General features: G+C 71.6%; 14 protein-coding genes. 5 read left to right on the forward strand and 9 right to left on the reverse strand.

The window, feature by feature from the left end; all coding sequences use genetic code 11:
- Nucleotides 1-213: 213 nt before the first annotated feature.
- From XM48_RS05950 to XM48_RS05965, 4 genes are read right to left on the reverse strand one after another with little or no spacing between them, the layout of a single operon-like run.
- Nucleotides 214-753, reverse strand: a complete 540-nt coding sequence (locus tag XM48_RS05950; protein WP_046454893.1) for an SseB family protein — start codon at nucleotides 751-753, stop codon at nucleotides 214-216.
- 23 nt (nucleotides 754-776) lie between these two features.
- A complete protein-coding gene (locus XM48_RS05955) occupies nucleotides 777-1436 on the reverse strand; it encodes an energy-coupling factor transporter transmembrane protein EcfT (protein WP_046454894.1) in 660 nt (219 codons plus the stop codon).
- A 4-nt stretch (nucleotides 1437-1440) separates the two neighbouring features.
- Complete coding sequence (locus XM48_RS05960) at nucleotides 1441-2148, reverse strand: energy-coupling factor ABC transporter ATP-binding protein (RefSeq protein ID WP_046454895.1); 708 nt, start codon at nucleotides 2146-2148, stop codon at nucleotides 1441-1443.
- Nucleotides 2145-2822: a biotin transporter BioY gene (locus XM48_RS05965; RefSeq protein WP_046454896.1), complete on the reverse strand. Its 678-nt coding sequence runs from the start codon at nucleotides 2820-2822 to the stop codon at nucleotides 2145-2147. The genes XM48_RS05960 and XM48_RS05965 overlap by 4 nt, the downstream gene beginning before the upstream one ends.
- A gap of 122 nt (nucleotides 2823-2944) precedes the next feature.
- Between XM48_RS05965 and XM48_RS05970 the strand changes: the two genes are divergently transcribed.
- A complete protein-coding gene (locus XM48_RS05970; RefSeq protein ID WP_046454897.1) occupies nucleotides 2945-3454 on the forward strand; it encodes a TetR family transcriptional regulator in 510 nt (169 codons plus the stop codon).
- A 23-nt stretch (nucleotides 3455-3477) separates the two neighbouring features.
- Here the strand turns inward: XM48_RS05970 and XM48_RS05975 are convergent, their stop codons facing one another.
- The 5 genes from XM48_RS05975 to XM48_RS05995 all read right to left on the reverse strand — a co-directional run bounded on the left by XM48_RS05975 (nucleotide 3478) and on the right by XM48_RS05995 (nucleotide 7706).
- Complete coding sequence (locus tag XM48_RS05975; protein WP_046454898.1) at nucleotides 3478-3693, reverse strand: SCO4848 family membrane protein; 216 nt, start codon at nucleotides 3691-3693, stop codon at nucleotides 3478-3480.
- Between the two features lie 129 nt (nucleotides 3694-3822).
- Nucleotides 3823-4515 (reverse strand): endonuclease NucS, encoded by a 693-nt coding sequence (gene nucS / locus XM48_RS05980; protein ID WP_046454899.1) that lies wholly within the window; start codon nucleotides 4513-4515, stop codon nucleotides 3823-3825.
- 20 nt (nucleotides 4516-4535) lie between these two features.
- Nucleotides 4536-5792: an MFS transporter gene (locus tag XM48_RS05985; RefSeq protein ID WP_046454900.1), complete on the reverse strand. Its 1257-nt coding sequence runs from the start codon at nucleotides 5790-5792 to the stop codon at nucleotides 4536-4538.
- A gap of 90 nt (nucleotides 5793-5882) precedes the next feature.
- The gene (locus tag XM48_RS05990; RefSeq protein ID WP_304413610.1) at nucleotides 5883-6278 is read right to left on the reverse strand and encodes a VOC family protein; all 396 of its coding nucleotides are present in this window, start codon (nucleotides 6276-6278) and stop codon (nucleotides 5883-5885) included.
- A gap of 69 nt (nucleotides 6279-6347) precedes the next feature.
- Nucleotides 6348-7706, reverse strand: a complete 1359-nt coding sequence (locus XM48_RS05995; RefSeq protein ID WP_046454901.1) for an MATE family efflux transporter — start codon at nucleotides 7704-7706, stop codon at nucleotides 6348-6350.
- A 74-nt stretch (nucleotides 7707-7780) separates the two neighbouring features.
- On the opposite strand from XM48_RS05995, the gene XM48_RS06000 reads away from it, so the two are divergent.
- The 4 genes from XM48_RS06000 to XM48_RS06015 all read left to right on the forward strand — a co-directional run bounded on the left by XM48_RS06000 (nucleotide 7781) and on the right by XM48_RS06015 (nucleotide 13724).
- Nucleotides 7781-9766, forward strand: a complete 1986-nt coding sequence (locus tag XM48_RS06000) for a M13 family metallopeptidase (protein WP_046454902.1) — start codon at nucleotides 7781-7783, stop codon at nucleotides 9764-9766.
- A 17-nt stretch (nucleotides 9767-9783) separates the two neighbouring features.
- Nucleotides 9784-11160, forward strand: coding sequence for a CoA transferase (locus XM48_RS06005; protein WP_052961328.1), 1377 nt, complete (start codon nucleotides 9784-9786; stop codon nucleotides 11158-11160).
- A gap of 196 nt (nucleotides 11161-11356) precedes the next feature.
- Nucleotides 11357-12139 carry a DUF1684 domain-containing protein gene (locus XM48_RS06010; protein WP_046454903.1) on the forward strand — a complete coding sequence of 261 codons (783 nt, stop codon included), beginning with the start codon at nucleotides 11357-11359 and terminating at the stop codon, nucleotides 12137-12139.
- Nucleotides 12140-12218: 79 nt separating this feature from the next.
- Nucleotides 12219-13724: an ABC transporter substrate-binding protein gene (locus XM48_RS06015; RefSeq protein WP_084821026.1), complete on the forward strand. Its 1506-nt coding sequence runs from the start codon at nucleotides 12219-12221 to the stop codon at nucleotides 13722-13724.
- Nucleotides 13725-13807 lie beyond the last annotated feature (83 nt).

Here is a 13807-nt window from a genome sequence, read left to right on the forward strand (position 1 = left end):
GGTGCGCTCTACCTCTGGTTCTTCGTCGGCGTCTCGCTGTCGATCCTCGGCCTCACCCATATCGTGCGCCCCTTCAAGGTCAAGGCGGTCGAGGCCGAGTAACCGCGCGCATCCGCCCAGAGCTGAAGCAGATTTGGGCTCGGAAGAAGACTCCCGCAGGGGATCTCTTTCCGAGCCCGAATCTCCTTCTGTGCGTTCGGGGGCCTGTCGCCCCTACCGCATCTCCTCGAGCGCGGCCGCGTCGATCGGGGCCTCCGAGAGCGCCAGTTCGATGTACTTGCGGAGCACGACGAGCTTCGCGGTGCCCGCGTCGAACTCGGCCGCGACGAAGCGGTCGGAACGGATCAGGTTCAGCGCGCCCAGCGCCGGCATGACCGCGCCCTTCGCCGCCTCGCCGTTCGAGCCCTTCGGCACGGCGGTGCGCAGCTCGGCCATCGAGGTGAAGAGCGGCAGCACGAGCTGGCCCTTGGTCGAGCGGATGGTGCGGATCCGGGTGCCGCCGCGCTTCTGCTTCTTCGCGCCCTTCGCGCCGCCGACCTGCCCGGTCACGTCGGCGACCAGGTAGCCCTCGCGCAACGCCGAGAGGAACGCGGCGAGGCGCTCGTAGTCGGGCGTCGTCTGCAGCGCGTCGAGCGCTTCGCGGGCCCCGGTGTTCTCGTAGTCGGCGGTGAGCCCCTCGGGAACCCGCGGGTCGGCGGATGCCTCCTCGGGGGCCTCGGGGGTCTGCGAGTCGGGGTTCGGGGCGTCGGCCATGCCCTCGATTCTACGTTCGCCGGTCAGTCGTCGCCGAGTCCGCGGGCCTGCATCGCGGCTCCGGTGTCACGGGCGTGGGCCACCATGCGGATCACGAGCGGGGTCGCGTAGGCCCGAGGGTTCCTCGAGAGCCCGCGCGCACGCGCGGCGTCGCGCGATTCGGCCGCGATGCGGAACGCCTCCGGCAGGGCGCGGAACGCGAGCGAGAAGGCGAGCCCGACCCGGTCGGGATCCACACCGAAGCGGCGGAACGGCCGCAGACCGCGGGTGATCGCGTCGACCATCTCCTCCGCCCGGGTGGACGCGGTGACGGCCGACGCGGCGATGACGAGCGCGAACAGCCCGCTCGTCACGGTGAGCGCCCGGACCGGGCCGTGCTGCCAGGCCTGGAACGCGAAGACGAGCGCGCCGACCACGGCGAAGCCCAGCGCCACTCGGAGGAGCCGGCGCCCGCGCAGGCCCGCGATCACCGCGGCGAGGAGGCCCAGGGCGAGCGCGGCGAGGCCGCAGACGAGCGCCGGGACCGGGGCGAGCGCCTGCTGCGTCACGACGATGCCCACTGCGAAGGCGGCGAGCGCGAGCAGTTTGACCCCCGGAGAGGTCCGGTGCAGGGGGCCGCTGCCGGGCACGTAGCTCCCGATGGGGGAGCCGGCGGGAGCGCGGAGGCCGCGTCGTCGGGTCACGGCTTCACACCGTCGCCCGGTAGTGCGCGATCACGTCGGCGGGGCCGCCGTCGGCGACCACGCGTCCGCCCTCGACGAGCAGGGCGCGGTCGCACTGCGCTGCGAGCTCGAGGTCGTGGGTGGCGACGACGAGCTGCTGTTCCAGTCCGAGCAGCAGTTCGCCGATGCGGCGCGCGTTGCGCAGGTCGAGCAGGGTGGTCGGCTCGTCGGCGACGAGGATCCCGGGGCCGGCGGCGAGCACGCTCGCGATCGCGAGGAGCTGCTGCTGGCCGCCCGAGAGCGTGTGCACGCTGCGGTCGGCGAGCGCCGCGAGGCCGAAGCGCTCCAGCACCGCGAGCGCCGCGGCGTCGCGTTCGGCCCGCCTGCGATGTTCGCGGCGCAGCGAGAGCGCCACGTCCTCGAGCACGGTCGGCATGACGAGCTGGGCGGCCGGCTGGGTGAAGACGAAGCCGACGTGGCGGCGGACCTTCGCCCCGTCGTCGATCGTGTCGAGCGGCGACCCTGCGGCATCGCGCACCCGCACCGCGCCCGCGGTGGGGAGCACGAGGCCGTTGATGAGCCTCGCGAGCGTCGATTTGCCCGAGCCGTTGGGCCCGATCACGGCGATGCGGCGCTCGGCGAGCACGAGATCGAGCGGGTGCAGGATCCGGACCGGCTCGTCGCCGGCCCGGTCCGGCTCCAGTGCGACCTCGGCGCCGTCGAACTCGATCACGGTGCGGCGGGTGCGGGGGCCGTCGTGCTCGCCGTGCGGCGGTTGCGGCGGGGCAGCAGGTCGGGGAACGCGCGGTGCACGCCGGTGGCGACGGCGGCCATCAGGAGGTTCTTGATCACGTCGCCGGGCCAGAACGCGAGGTCGATGGCGAACGCCTGGTCGATCGTCATGGGGACGCGGAGCGTGAGGCCGAGGATCCCGAGCGGGTGGATGAAGACGAAGCTCGAGACGAGGCCGGCGAGCATGATCAGCGGGATGCTCGTCGCGATGCTGCGCCGGGGGAGCCGCTCGACGATGAAGCCGGTGAGGAACGCGGCGAAGGGGAACGCGACGAGGTAGCCGACGGTCGGGCCCGCGAACACGCCGAGGCCCGCGGCGCCGCCCGAGAACACGGGGAGACCGATCGCGCCCAGCGCGAGGTAGAGGAGCACGGCGAGGAAGCCGCGGCGGGCCCCGAGCACGGCGCCCGCGAGCATCACGGCGAAGGTCTGGAGGGTGATCGGGACGGGCCCGATCGGGATCGCCGGGAGCAGCGCGCTGGCGGCGATGATCGCGGCGAAACCGGCGATGAGGGCCAGGTCGGTCGCGGTGCTGCCGCGACGGCGCGACTGGGCGCGCTCACGCGTCTCGGGTGCGGTGCGCGCGGCCTTGGGCTGCGGTGCGGGCTGGGTCATCTCGGCTCCGATCCTACGGTTCGCGGCGGTGCGGTGCGCACCGCCGCCGGTGCCGCGGTGGCACCTGAACAGTGTTCACCTTACCTGAACGGTGTTCAGGTCTCGGCATGTAGCATTCGGGCATGCGCAACTCCCGCTCCGATGTCGTCGCCGCCGCCCTGCGCGTGCTCGACTCGCAGGGGCTCGAGTTCTGCTCCATGCGACGGGTCGCGGCGGAGCTCGACGTGCAGCCGAGCGCGCTCTACCACCACGTCGCCGACAAGCAGACGCTGCTCGCGCTCATGGCCGACGAGATCGTCGGGACGGTCGACCTCGGCAGCGAGGACCCCGCCGGGATCTGCGCGGACCTGCGGCGAGCGCTGCTCGGGATCCGCGACGGGGCCGACGTGGTCGCGACCGCGTCGGCGTTCCGCCTCGGAGCGTCGGCGGTCGAGGCCCGCCTCGGCGAGCTGCTCGGCGAGGACGGCGCGCGCACGCTGCTGCTCTACGTGTTCGGGCACGCCCAGTCGACGCAGACCCAGCTGCAGGCGCGCGAGCTCGGCGTGCTCGCCGACGGTCCGTCGCCGGTCGAACTCGACGCCTCGTTCGCCCGCGGCGTCGGGATCATCCTCGACGGGGTGCGCGCGGACTGAGGGCGGTGCCCCGCTGGTGCGCGCTACTGGAGCAGCAGCAGGATCCCCGCCACGGCCGAGACCGCTGCGATGACGAGCGCGATGCCGATCAGCACGGCGTGCACGGTGAGGAATTTCGTCGCCTTGCCCTGCTCGTCGCGGGCGCGGGGATCCTGGCTGACGCGCTTCCAGAATCGGGGCCAGACGACGGCGTTGTAGAGCGCGTTGATGAGCAGCAGGATTCCGGCGAAGACGGTCATGCGTCCAGCCTAGGAGCTTGGCGTGAAAGGCCGGAAACACACAACGCCCCGACGAGGTCGAGGCGTTGGCTGATGCGGGAGGCCGGAGCGTCCTGCGACACCTAACCTACCAGAGGCGGAGACGCGCCGCTAGAACAGCGTGTTCTGGTCCTCCATGCCGCGCATCGCGTCGTAGTCGAGCACGAGGCAGCGGATCCCGCGGTCCTCGGCGAGGGTGCGCGCCTGCGGTTTGATCTCCTGCGCTGCGAAGACGCCCTGCACGGGGGCCAGCACGGGGTCGCGGTTCATGAGTTCGAGGTAGCGGGTGAGCTGCTCGACGCCGTCGATCTCGCCGCGCCGCTTGATCTCGACTGCGACCGCGGCCCCCGCCTCGTCGCGAGCGAGGATGTCGACCGGGCCGATCGCGGTCATGTACTCGCGGCGCACGAGGGTGTGGCCGTCGCCGAGGAGCTCGATCTGGTCGGCCAGGAGCTCCTGCAGGTGCGCCTCGACGCCGTCCTTGATGAGGCCCGGGTCGACACCCAGGTCGTGGCTCGAGTCGTGGATGATCTCGAACAGCGAGACGACGAGCTTGTCGGCGGTCTTCTTGTGCACGACCTGCCACTGCTCGACGATGCCGGCATCGCGGCGCTCGTCGTCGAGCTCGAGCTGCTCGAGCGAGCAGGGCGGGCTCATCCAGTTGAGCGGCTTGTAGGAGCCGCCGTCGGAGTGCACCAGGATCGAGCCGTCGCCCTTCAGCATGAGCACGCGCGTCGCGCGCGGCAGGTGCGCCGAGAGTCGCCCGGCATAGTCAACAGAGCAATCAGCAACCACGATTCGCACCGGAACAGCCTACCCGTCGATCAGTGCGCGGCCGCGCGGGGTTCGCGCGCGGCGGAGGCGACGAGGCCGGAGAGCAGCACGATCACGGCGAGCGGCCAGAACGCCTGCAGCAGGCCGAAGTGCTCGCCGAGGAAGCCGATCATCATCGGTCCGAGCAGGAACGCGGTGTACGCGATCGCCGACACCGTCGCGACGTCGCGCACCGCGGTCGCGGGCCGGTCGGCCGCGGCCGACATGCCGACGGGGAACCCGAGCGCGCAGCCGATGCCCCAGAGCGCGGCGCCGATCACCGCGGCCCAGACGGCGGGCACGAGGATCACGATGAGCACGCCGACGGTGCAGAGCAGCGCGCCGCCGCGGAGGACGGGCACGCGGCCGAAGCGGGTGAGGAGCGCGGCGCCGGCGAATCGGGTCGCGGTCATGCAGACGAAGAACACGCCGAGGACGAGGGTGCCGGTGGCGTTCGCGATGTCGCGCCCGTCGACGAGTGCAAGCGGCATCCAGTCGGCGGCGACGCCCTCGGCGAGGCTCATGCTGAGCGTGATGAGGCCGATGAGCAGGATCCGGGGATCGCGCCAGGGGCTGCGCGTCGGTGCGGGCCCGGCGGGCGCGCCCGCCGGGATCACGGGGATCGAGCCGGTGATGGCGGAGGCTGCGGTACGGGTCTCGGCGGCGCGCTGCGCCGCGTGCTCGTCGTGCGGGACGAAGCGGACGGCGACGAGCGCGACCGCGACGACGAGGACGAAGATGATCGAGACGTGCACCGGGACGGGGATGCCGAGCTTCTCGGCGAGGGCGCCGATGCCCATTGCGCTGACGCTGCCGAGGCTGAAGCCCGCGTGCAGGGCGGGCATGCGCGGGCGGCCGAGCGCGCGTTCGGCGGCGGCGCCGCTGACGTTCATCGCGACGTCCGAGGTGCTGAACGAGAAGCCGTAGATGAAGAGGCAGACGACGCCGGGGATCGTGGCCTCGGTCCAGAAGAGCACGGTCGCGAGCGGCATGGCGACGGCCTGCACGATCGCGCCGATGGTCAGGGTGCGGCGCGGCCCGAGCCAGGTGACGGTGCGGCCCGAGATGAGCAGACCGATGACCGATCCCGCGGCGATGCCGAGCCCGATGAGGCTCATCTCGAAGGTGCTGGCGCCGAGGTGGTCGCGGGTGGCGGGGAGACGGCTCAGCCAGGATCCGAATCCGAGCCCGAAGACCGTGAAGATCGCGAGGATCCCGCCGACCCAGACGCGGGGCGAATGGGCGTAGTGCGGTGCGGGCTGGGACACGGCGGAACTCCTGGGTTCGGGGGCCGCGGGCGGCACCGGTGGCGGATCACGGGCAGTCTTCCGATGCTAGTCGGGGGAGCCCGTGCCGGACTACCCCGCGTAGTGCATGAGCTGCACGAGGTTGCCGCAGGTGTCGTCGAGCACGGCCGTGGTGACCGGCCCCATGGTCGTCGGCTCCTGCGTGAACCGGACGCCGAGCGCGCTCAGGCGGTCGTATTCCGCCTGCACGTCGTCGACGGCGAACTGGGCCGCGGGGATCCCGTCGGCGACGAGGGCGGCGGTGTACGCCCGGGCTGCGGGGTGCAGGTTGGGTTCGAGCAGCAGTTCGGCGCCGTCGGGTTCCGCGGCGGACACGACGGTGATCCAGCGGGCGGCGCCGGTGGGGACGTCGTGCTTCGCCAGGAAGCCGAGCGTCTCGGTGTAGAAGGCCTTCGCGCGGTCCTGATCGTCGACGAAGACCTGGGTGAGGCGGATCTGCAGGGTCATGGGGGGGGCTCCTGTCGTTCGGATGCTGCGGGGACGAGTGACGGTACTTCGAGTATGCGCGGGCCGGGCTCAGGCGCCCAGGACGATCCAGCGGCCGCCTCGGGCGCGGAGCCAGAGCGTGATGGCGCGCGCGGCCATGAAGACGAGGGTGAACCCGGCGGTGAGCGCGATGAGCGCCGGCGTGCCCGTGGGGACGGTCGTCGTGAGGAGCCAGAGCACGGGGAGGTACACGGCGAGGTTCACGAGGCTGGTCCACGCGAGGTAGCGGGCGTCGCCCGCGCCCATGAGCACGCCGTCGAGCACGAACACGAAGCCGCCGAGCGGGAGCGAGATGCCGAGCACGATGAGCGCGGGCGGCAGGATCTCGAGCACGCGCGGATCGCTGCTGAACACCCGGCCGAGCACCGGGCTCGTCGCGATGAGCACGAGACCGACGGCGGCCCCGCAGAGCAGCCCCCAGAACAGGGTGCGCCGCACGACGGCGCGGGCACCCGGTTCGTCGCGCCGGCCGAGCGCGTCGCCGACGAGCGCCTGCGCGGCGATCGCGAGGGCGTCGAGGGCGAACGCCGCGGTCGAGAAGACGGTGAAGACGACCTGGTAGCCGGCGGTCGCGACGGTGCCGTGGCTCGTCGCCGCGGCCACGGTGAGCAGCAGCGCTGCGCGGAGGCCGAGGGTGCGGATGAACAGCCAGCCGCCGCTGCGCCCGGCGTGCGCGAGGCCGTCGCGGTGGGGGAGCAGGCTCGCCCCGTGGGCGCGGGCATGCCGTGAGACCACGACGACGTAGACGAGCACCATGCCCCACTGCGCAGCCACGGTGCCCCAGGCGCTGCCGCCGATTCCCCAGCCGAGCCCGTAGATGAACACCCAATTGAGCACGGCGTTGACGGCGAAGCCGATCGTGGCGACGGCGAGCGGGGTCTTCGTGTCCTGCATGCCGCGCAGGAGGCCGGTCGCGGCGAAGACCACGAGCATGGCCGGGATGCCGAGGCACGAGACCGAGAGGTAGATGCGCGCCTGCGCGGTCGTGTCGGGCGAGGCGCCGAACGCATCGACCAGCGGCCCGCCGACGGCCCAGAGCAGCGCGGCGACGACCGCGCCGAGCGCGAGCGCGAGCCAGAGGCCGTCGACGCCGGCCTGCACCGCGCCCCGCAGGTCGCCGGCGCCACGACGCCGCGCGACCATCGGGGTCGTGGCGTACGCCAGGAAGATCATGAGGCCGACGGCGGTCTGCAGGATCGCGCCGGCGACCGCGAGGCCGGCCAGCGAACTCGCGCCCAGGTGGCCGACGAGCGCCGAGTCGACGATGAGGAAGAGGGGCTCCGCGATGAGCGCGCCGAGCGCCGGGATCGCGAGCGACGCGATCCGGCGGTCGATCGTGCGGCGCCCCTCGCGGGGCGCGTTGCTCAGATCGGGCGCCGTGTCTGACATGGGTTCCACGCTAGCGCCGGGCACCGACATCCGGATCGGGCCGCTTTGTCGGCCGCTGTGGCTAGGGTGGTCGCATGAGCAACGCAGCCTCCTCCTCCGGCATCGACCTCACCGAGCTCGATCCTGCGGTCCGCCCGCAGGACGACCTGTTCCGTCACGTCAACGGCAAGTGGATCGATCGCACCGAGATCCCGGGCGACAAGGCGCGCTACGGTTCGTTCGCGGTGCTCGCCGAGAACGCCGAGGAGGCGGTGCGCGACATCATCACCGGCACGGATGCTCCCGCGCCCGGCCTCATCGAGGGCGGCGCCGAGGCGGAGGCCGACAAGGTCGCCGCGCTCTACGCCTCGTTCATGGACACCAGCCGCGTCGACTTCCTCGGTGCCGAGCCCATCTGGGACGACCTGGCCCGGGTGCTCGCCGTCTCCTCGATCCCCGAACTCGTGCGGGTCACCGCCGAGCTCGAGCGGCAGGGCCTCGGCGGGTTCTTCGGCATGTACATCGACAACGATCCGGGCGACCCGTCGCGCTACATCGCGTTCGTCATGCAGGGCGGCATCGGCCTGCCCGACGAGTCGTACTACCGCGAGGAGCAGTTCGCCGGGATCCGCGAGCAGTACGTCGCGCACATCGAGCGCATGCTCGACCTGGTCGGCGTGAGCGAGGCCGATCGCCTCGCCGGCCTCGCGTTCGACCTCGAGCGTCGGATCGCTTCCTCGCACTGGGACACGGTGGCGAGCCGCGACATCCAGAAGCTCTACAACCTGCGCACCTTCGCCGGGCTGCAGGAGATCACCCCGCAGCTCGACTGGTCGGCGTACCTCGGTGCGATGGGCGCGCCCGAGAGCGCGTTCGCCGAGGTGGTCGCGGCGCAGCCCGAGGCCCTCGCCGGTCTGGCCGCACTGCTCGTCGACGAGGAGCTCCCGGCCTGGCGGGCCTGGCTCGCCTGGGCCCTCGTCCGCGGTTCGGCCGCGCTGCTCTCGCAGGAGATCTCGCGCGCCAACTTCGACTTCTACGGCACCGCGCTCACCGGTGCGCCCGAGCAGCGCGACCGCTGGCGCCGCGGCGTCTCCTTCGTCGAAGGCGCGATGGGCGAGGCCGTCGGCCGACTGTACGTCGAGCGCCACTTCGACGAGAACTCGAAGGCCGAGATGGACGTGCTCGTCGGACACCTCATCGAGGCCTACCGCGACTCGATCCAGCAGCTCGCCTGGATGAGCCCCGAGACCCGCGAGCGCGCGCTCGACAAGCTCGAGAAGTTCACGCCCAAGATCGGCTACCCGGTGAAGTGGCGCGACTACTCGTCGCTCGCGGTCGACGCGGGCGACCTCGTCGGCAACTCCCGGCGGGTGTCCGAGTTCGAATTCGTGCGCGAGCTCGGCAAGCTCGGCAAGCCGATCGACCGCGACGAGTGGTTCATGACCCCGCAGACGGTCAACGCGTACTACAACCCCGGCTTCAACGAGATCGTGTTCCCCGCGGCGATCCTGCAGCCGCCGTTCTTCGATGCGACGTGGGACGCGGCCACCAACTTCGGCGCGATCGGCGCCGTGATCGGGCACGAGATCGGCCACGGCTTCGACGATCAGGGCTCGCGCTACGACGGCGACGGCCGTCTCACCGACTGGTGGACCGAGCAGGATCGCAGCGCGTTCGAGGAGCGCACGAAGGCGCTCATCGGTCAGTACAACGCGCTCTCGCCCGAGGGGGCCGACGGGCAGACGGTCAACGGCGAGCTCACCATCGGCGAGAACATCGGCGACCTCTCGGGCCTCGAGATCGCATGGAAGGCGTACCTGCGGGCACTCGACGGTGCCGAGTCGCCGGTCATCGACGGGCTCACGGGCGCCGAGCGCTTCTTCCTCGCCTGGGCCCAGGCCTGGCAGCAGAAGTCCCGCCCCGAGGAGGTCGTGCGCCTGCTGACCATCGACCCGCACTCGCCCAACGAGTTCCGGTGCAACCAGATCGTGCGCAACCTCGCCCCGTTCCACGAGGCCTACGGCACGAAGCCGGGCGACGAGCTCTGGCTCGACGCCGCCGAGCGCGTCAGCATCTGGTGAGCTGAAGCGCGGTAGTCGTGAGCAGCTTCGTCGGCGGCTTCCTGCGAGGGATCGGACTCCCGCAGGAAGCTGCGGCGCGGCTGTCCGGCCCGCGGCCGCCGCTGCCCGCCCGGCTCCCCGTGAGCGATCTGGCGCGGGATGCCGTCGGCGCGTTCGCGCTCGCCGCGGAGGCCGCGCGCGATGCCGCGACGGGAAAGTCCCCTGCGCGGCCACCGGAGCGAGCCGAACCGGTGGGGCTCGACCCGATCCGCATCGCCGCGTCGTTCCGCAGCGACCAGCTCGGCCGGCTCGACGGTCAGTCCCCTCCGGTCTGGGCGCCGCTCTCCGGGTTCTTCCCGGCGGCCGATGGGTGGGTGCGCACCCACGCCAACTATCCGTGGCACGCCGCGGCGCTGCGCGCTGTGCTCGGCCTCGGACCGGACGCAGGCGGCGACGCGGTGGCCGCGGCGATCGCCGAACGCGGCGCACACGAGCTCGAGGATGCCGTGTTCCGGGCGGGAGGCCTCGCGGTCGCCGTGCGTGAGCCCGACGCCTGGGCCGCGCAACGCGGAGCACCCACGGCGCCGATCCGCGTGGATCGTGCCGGAGCGGCGCGCGCCGTTCTCGGGGCGGATCCGGAACGACCCCTCGACGGTGTCCGGGTGCTCGACCTCACCCGGGTCATCGCCGGTCCCGTCGCGACGCGCGCGCTCGCGGGCCTCGGCGCCGACGTGCTGCGCGTCGATTCGCCGGTGCGACCCGAACCGCTCTGGCAGTGGCTCGACACGGGGCGCGGCAAGCGCTCGAGCCTGCTCGACCTCGAGGATCGCGCCGACCGATCCCGGTTCGCCGAGCTCCTGGCGGAGGCGGACGTCGTGGTCACGGGGGCACGCCCCGGGGCGCTCGCGCGCTTCGGACTCGAACCCGAGCAGATCGCCGAATCCCAGCCGGGCATCGTCACTGCCCGGGTGCGTGCGTGGGCTCCCGGCGGCGACTGGGGCGAGCGGCGGGGGTTCGACAGCCTCGTCCAGGCGGCCTCCGGCATCGCCGCCGTCGAATCCGCGGACCGCGAGAACCCGGGGAAGCTGCCGGCGCAGGCGCTCGACCACTCCGGCGGGGCGCTGCTCGCGGCCGGGATCACCGCGCTCCTCGCCGAGCGGAACGCGGGCGCCGTCGAGGTGACGCTGGAGAGCATCGGGCGGGCGCTGCTCGCGGCCGGCGCGGCGGCGAGCACCGGCGCGGGTTTCATCGAGCCCGAGCTGCTCTCCGCGGTCGGCGGCTTCGTACCGGAGGCCGCGCCGAGCCGCTGGGGCGCCCTGGGAATCGTCGGCGAAGCGTATCTGCCGAGCTGGCAATCGGATCCGGGACCTTGGGCCGGGAGTGCATTCGGTGAGGATCCGCCGCGATGGCGCTGAGCACCACCGGCGCTGCGCGCGGCCGGGAATGCCGCTCACCCGGCGCCGGTTACGACACGTGTCGCCCGATTCGCGCGGGTGGACCGACCTGGCGCATACTGAAGTGTTGCGAATGCGAGACATTCGCAGACTTCGCATGTTGCATCGCACCGGGCAACGCCGGACCGTACCGGCGGACGAGCAGATTGGACGGATCATGACCGAGCACCCGCAGTCCACGCAGAGCACGGCCGCGGCCGCCCACGACGCCTGGCGGGTCGCGCGTCGCGAGGCCGTCACCTCTGCCACGGGCAACCTCAGCCTGGTCGAGACCCGCTGGTTCCCCGCGGGCACGACCGCGCAGGAGGCGGGCATCACCGCCGAGGCCGAGCGCTCAGCCGCGCGTGCCGAGGGGCGCGGCGACCGCGTCACCGTGACCGAGCTGCAGCGCCGCGACCTCACCACCGGAGAGCCCGAATACGGCATCCGCGTGTGGGACGCCGATTCGGCGGCGATCCGCGCCTTCGACGGCACCGCCACCTTCGACTACGACCCCGCGTGGGTGATCGAGGCCGAGTTCACGCCCGTCGCCTCCGATCGCACGATCCCGTTCGAGCACATCCGCGACGCCGGGCTCACCCGCGACCTCGTCGTCCCGGGCGACATCGCCTTCGAGCGCGACGGCGAGCGCTTCACCCTCTCGGCGTTCGACGACGACGGCCAGCTGCTGCTCGTGTTCGGCGATCCGACGAACCGCGCGACCGACGGGACGCAGAGCTACGGCGCGGGCCGCTTCCTCTTCGTGCCGCGCGACGCGGGCGCCTTCGGCGAGGCCGGTCGGGTGACGCTCGACTTCAACCGCGCCTTCGTGCCGCCGTGCGGCTTCTCGGCGCAGTACAACTGCCCGATGCCGCCCGCGCAGAACCGCCTGCCCTGGCCGATCCTCGCGGGCGAGCGCCTGCCCGAGTTCCGCGACGGCTTCGACATCTACACGGTGTGACCGGAGCGGATCCTGCGCGAGCCGGATCCGCCGTACGCACCCACTTACTCAGCACCACTGCCCGACCCGAAGGAATCCCATGATCTCTCTGAAGCGGAAGGCCCTCGCGGCCGCTGCGGCCCTCACCGTCTCGGCCCTCGCCCTGACGGGCTGCGCCCAGGGCGGCGGCGCGAGCGCCGGCGGAGCCGACGCGACGATCCGCATCGGATCGCTCTACGAGCCCGTCAACCTGAGCAACGTCGCGGGCGGCGGCCAGGGTGTCACCGAGGCGCTCACCGGCAACGTCTACGAGAGCCTCTTCAAGCTGAACGACGACGGCACCATCTCGCCGCTGCTCGCCACGAAGCACGAGATGAGCTCTGACGGACTCACCTACACCTTCACGCTGCGCGACGGCGTGAAGTTCCACTCGGGCAAGGCGCTGACCTCCGCCGATGTGAAGGCGAGCATCGAGGCGGTGCTCGCGCCCGACTCCCAGTCGGCGCGCAAGTCGAGCCTCGAAGTGATCAAGAGCATCGAGACGCCCGACGCGCACACCGTGAAGGTCGACCTCAAGCAGCGTTCGATCTCGTTCCCCTACCTGCTCTCGTACATCTGGGTGGTGAACGCCGACGCCAAGAATCTCGAGAAGCAGGAGGACGGCACCGGGCCGTACACGCTCGGCGAGTGGAAGCGCGGCAGCACCCTGACGCTGAACCGCTGGAACGGCTACTGGGGCGAGAAGGCGAAGAACGGCAAGGTCGTGTTCTCGTACTTCACCGACGCGACGGCCGAGGACACGGCGCTCACGAGCGGCCGCCTCGACCTGATCACGAGCGTGCAGAACCCCGATGCGCTGCCGCAGTTCGAGAAGAGCGGAAAGTTCACGATCAACGACGGCAAGTCGACCACCAAGGAGCTGCTCGCCTTCAACGACAAGGCGAAGCCGTTCACCGACGCCAAGGTGCGCCAGGCGATCTACTCGGCGATCGATCGCAAGAAGCTGCTGAACGCGATCTGGGGCGACTACGGCACCCTGATCGGTTCGATGGTGCCGCCGAGCGACCCCTGGTACGAGGACCTCACGAAGCTGAACCCCTACGACCCCGCGCGCTCGAAGACCCTGCTCGCGGAAGCCGGGCTGGCGAACGGCTTCACCTTCACGCTCGACACCCCGAGCTACGATCCGCACCCCGCGGTCGCCGAGTTCCTGCAGTCGGAGCTGAAGAAGGTCGGGATCACGGTCAAGATCAACACGATCAGCGCCGACGAGTGGTACACGAAGGTGTTCAAGAACCACGATTTCGAGGCGACGCTGCAGGAGCACGTCAACGATCGCGACGTGGTCTGGTACGGCAACCCCGAGTTCTACTGGGGCTACGACAACCCGCAGGTCACGAAGTGGATCGACGAGGCCGAGCAGGCCTCGAGCGAGGCCGAGCAGGTCAAGCTGCTGAAGCAGGCCAACCGGCAGATCGCCACCGATGCGGCGAGCGCGTGGCTGTACCTGTACCCGCAGATCGTGGTCGCGTCGAAGGACGTCAGCGGATACCCGGTCAACGGGCTGAACTCGCAGTTCCCCGCCTATAACATCGTCAAGAAGTAGCTCGAAGACGCGAGGGTGCCGGGGGCCGCTGGTCCCCGGCACCCTCGCGTCGGTGGCGGCGACCGCCCGACCCGTGGGAAGGA

Origin of the sequence: Leucobacter sp. Ag1 (assembly GCF_000980875.1) — a bacterium.
Classification (GTDB): domain Bacteria; phylum Actinomycetota; class Actinomycetes; order Actinomycetales; family Microbacteriaceae; genus Leucobacter; species Leucobacter iarius.

Bases quoted from the DNA above. Each gene is read 5' to 3' on its own strand.
- XM48_RS06000 (WP_046454902.1), top strand. From the start codon at position 7,781: ATGAGCAACGCAGCCTCCTCCTCCGGCATCGACCTCACCGAGCTCGAT.
- XM48_RS06015 (WP_084821026.1), top strand. From the start codon at position 12,219: ATGATCTCTCTGAAGCGGAAGGCCCTCGCGGCCGCTGCGGCCCTCACC.
- XM48_RS05990 (WP_304413610.1), bottom strand. From the start codon at position 6,278: ATGACCCTGCAGATCCGCCTCACCCAGGTCTTCGTCGACGATCAGGAC.
- XM48_RS05995 (WP_046454901.1), bottom strand. From the start codon at position 7,706: ATGTCAGACACGGCGCCCGATCTGAGCAACGCGCCCCGCGAGGGGCGC.
- XM48_RS05950 (WP_046454893.1), bottom strand. From the start codon at position 753: ATGGCCGACGCCCCGAACCCCGACTCGCAGACCCCCGAGGCCCCCGAG.
- XM48_RS05970 (WP_046454897.1), top strand. From the start codon at position 2,945: ATGCGCAACTCCCGCTCCGATGTCGTCGCCGCCGCCCTGCGCGTGCTC.
- XM48_RS05975 (WP_046454898.1), bottom strand. From the start codon at position 3,693: ATGACCGTCTTCGCCGGAATCCTGCTGCTCATCAACGCGCTCTACAAC.
- XM48_RS05965 (WP_046454896.1), bottom strand. From the start codon at position 2,822: ATGACCCAGCCCGCACCGCAGCCCAAGGCCGCGCGCACCGCACCCGAG.
- XM48_RS06010 (WP_046454903.1), top strand. From the start codon at position 11,357: ATGACCGAGCACCCGCAGTCCACGCAGAGCACGGCCGCGGCCGCCCAC.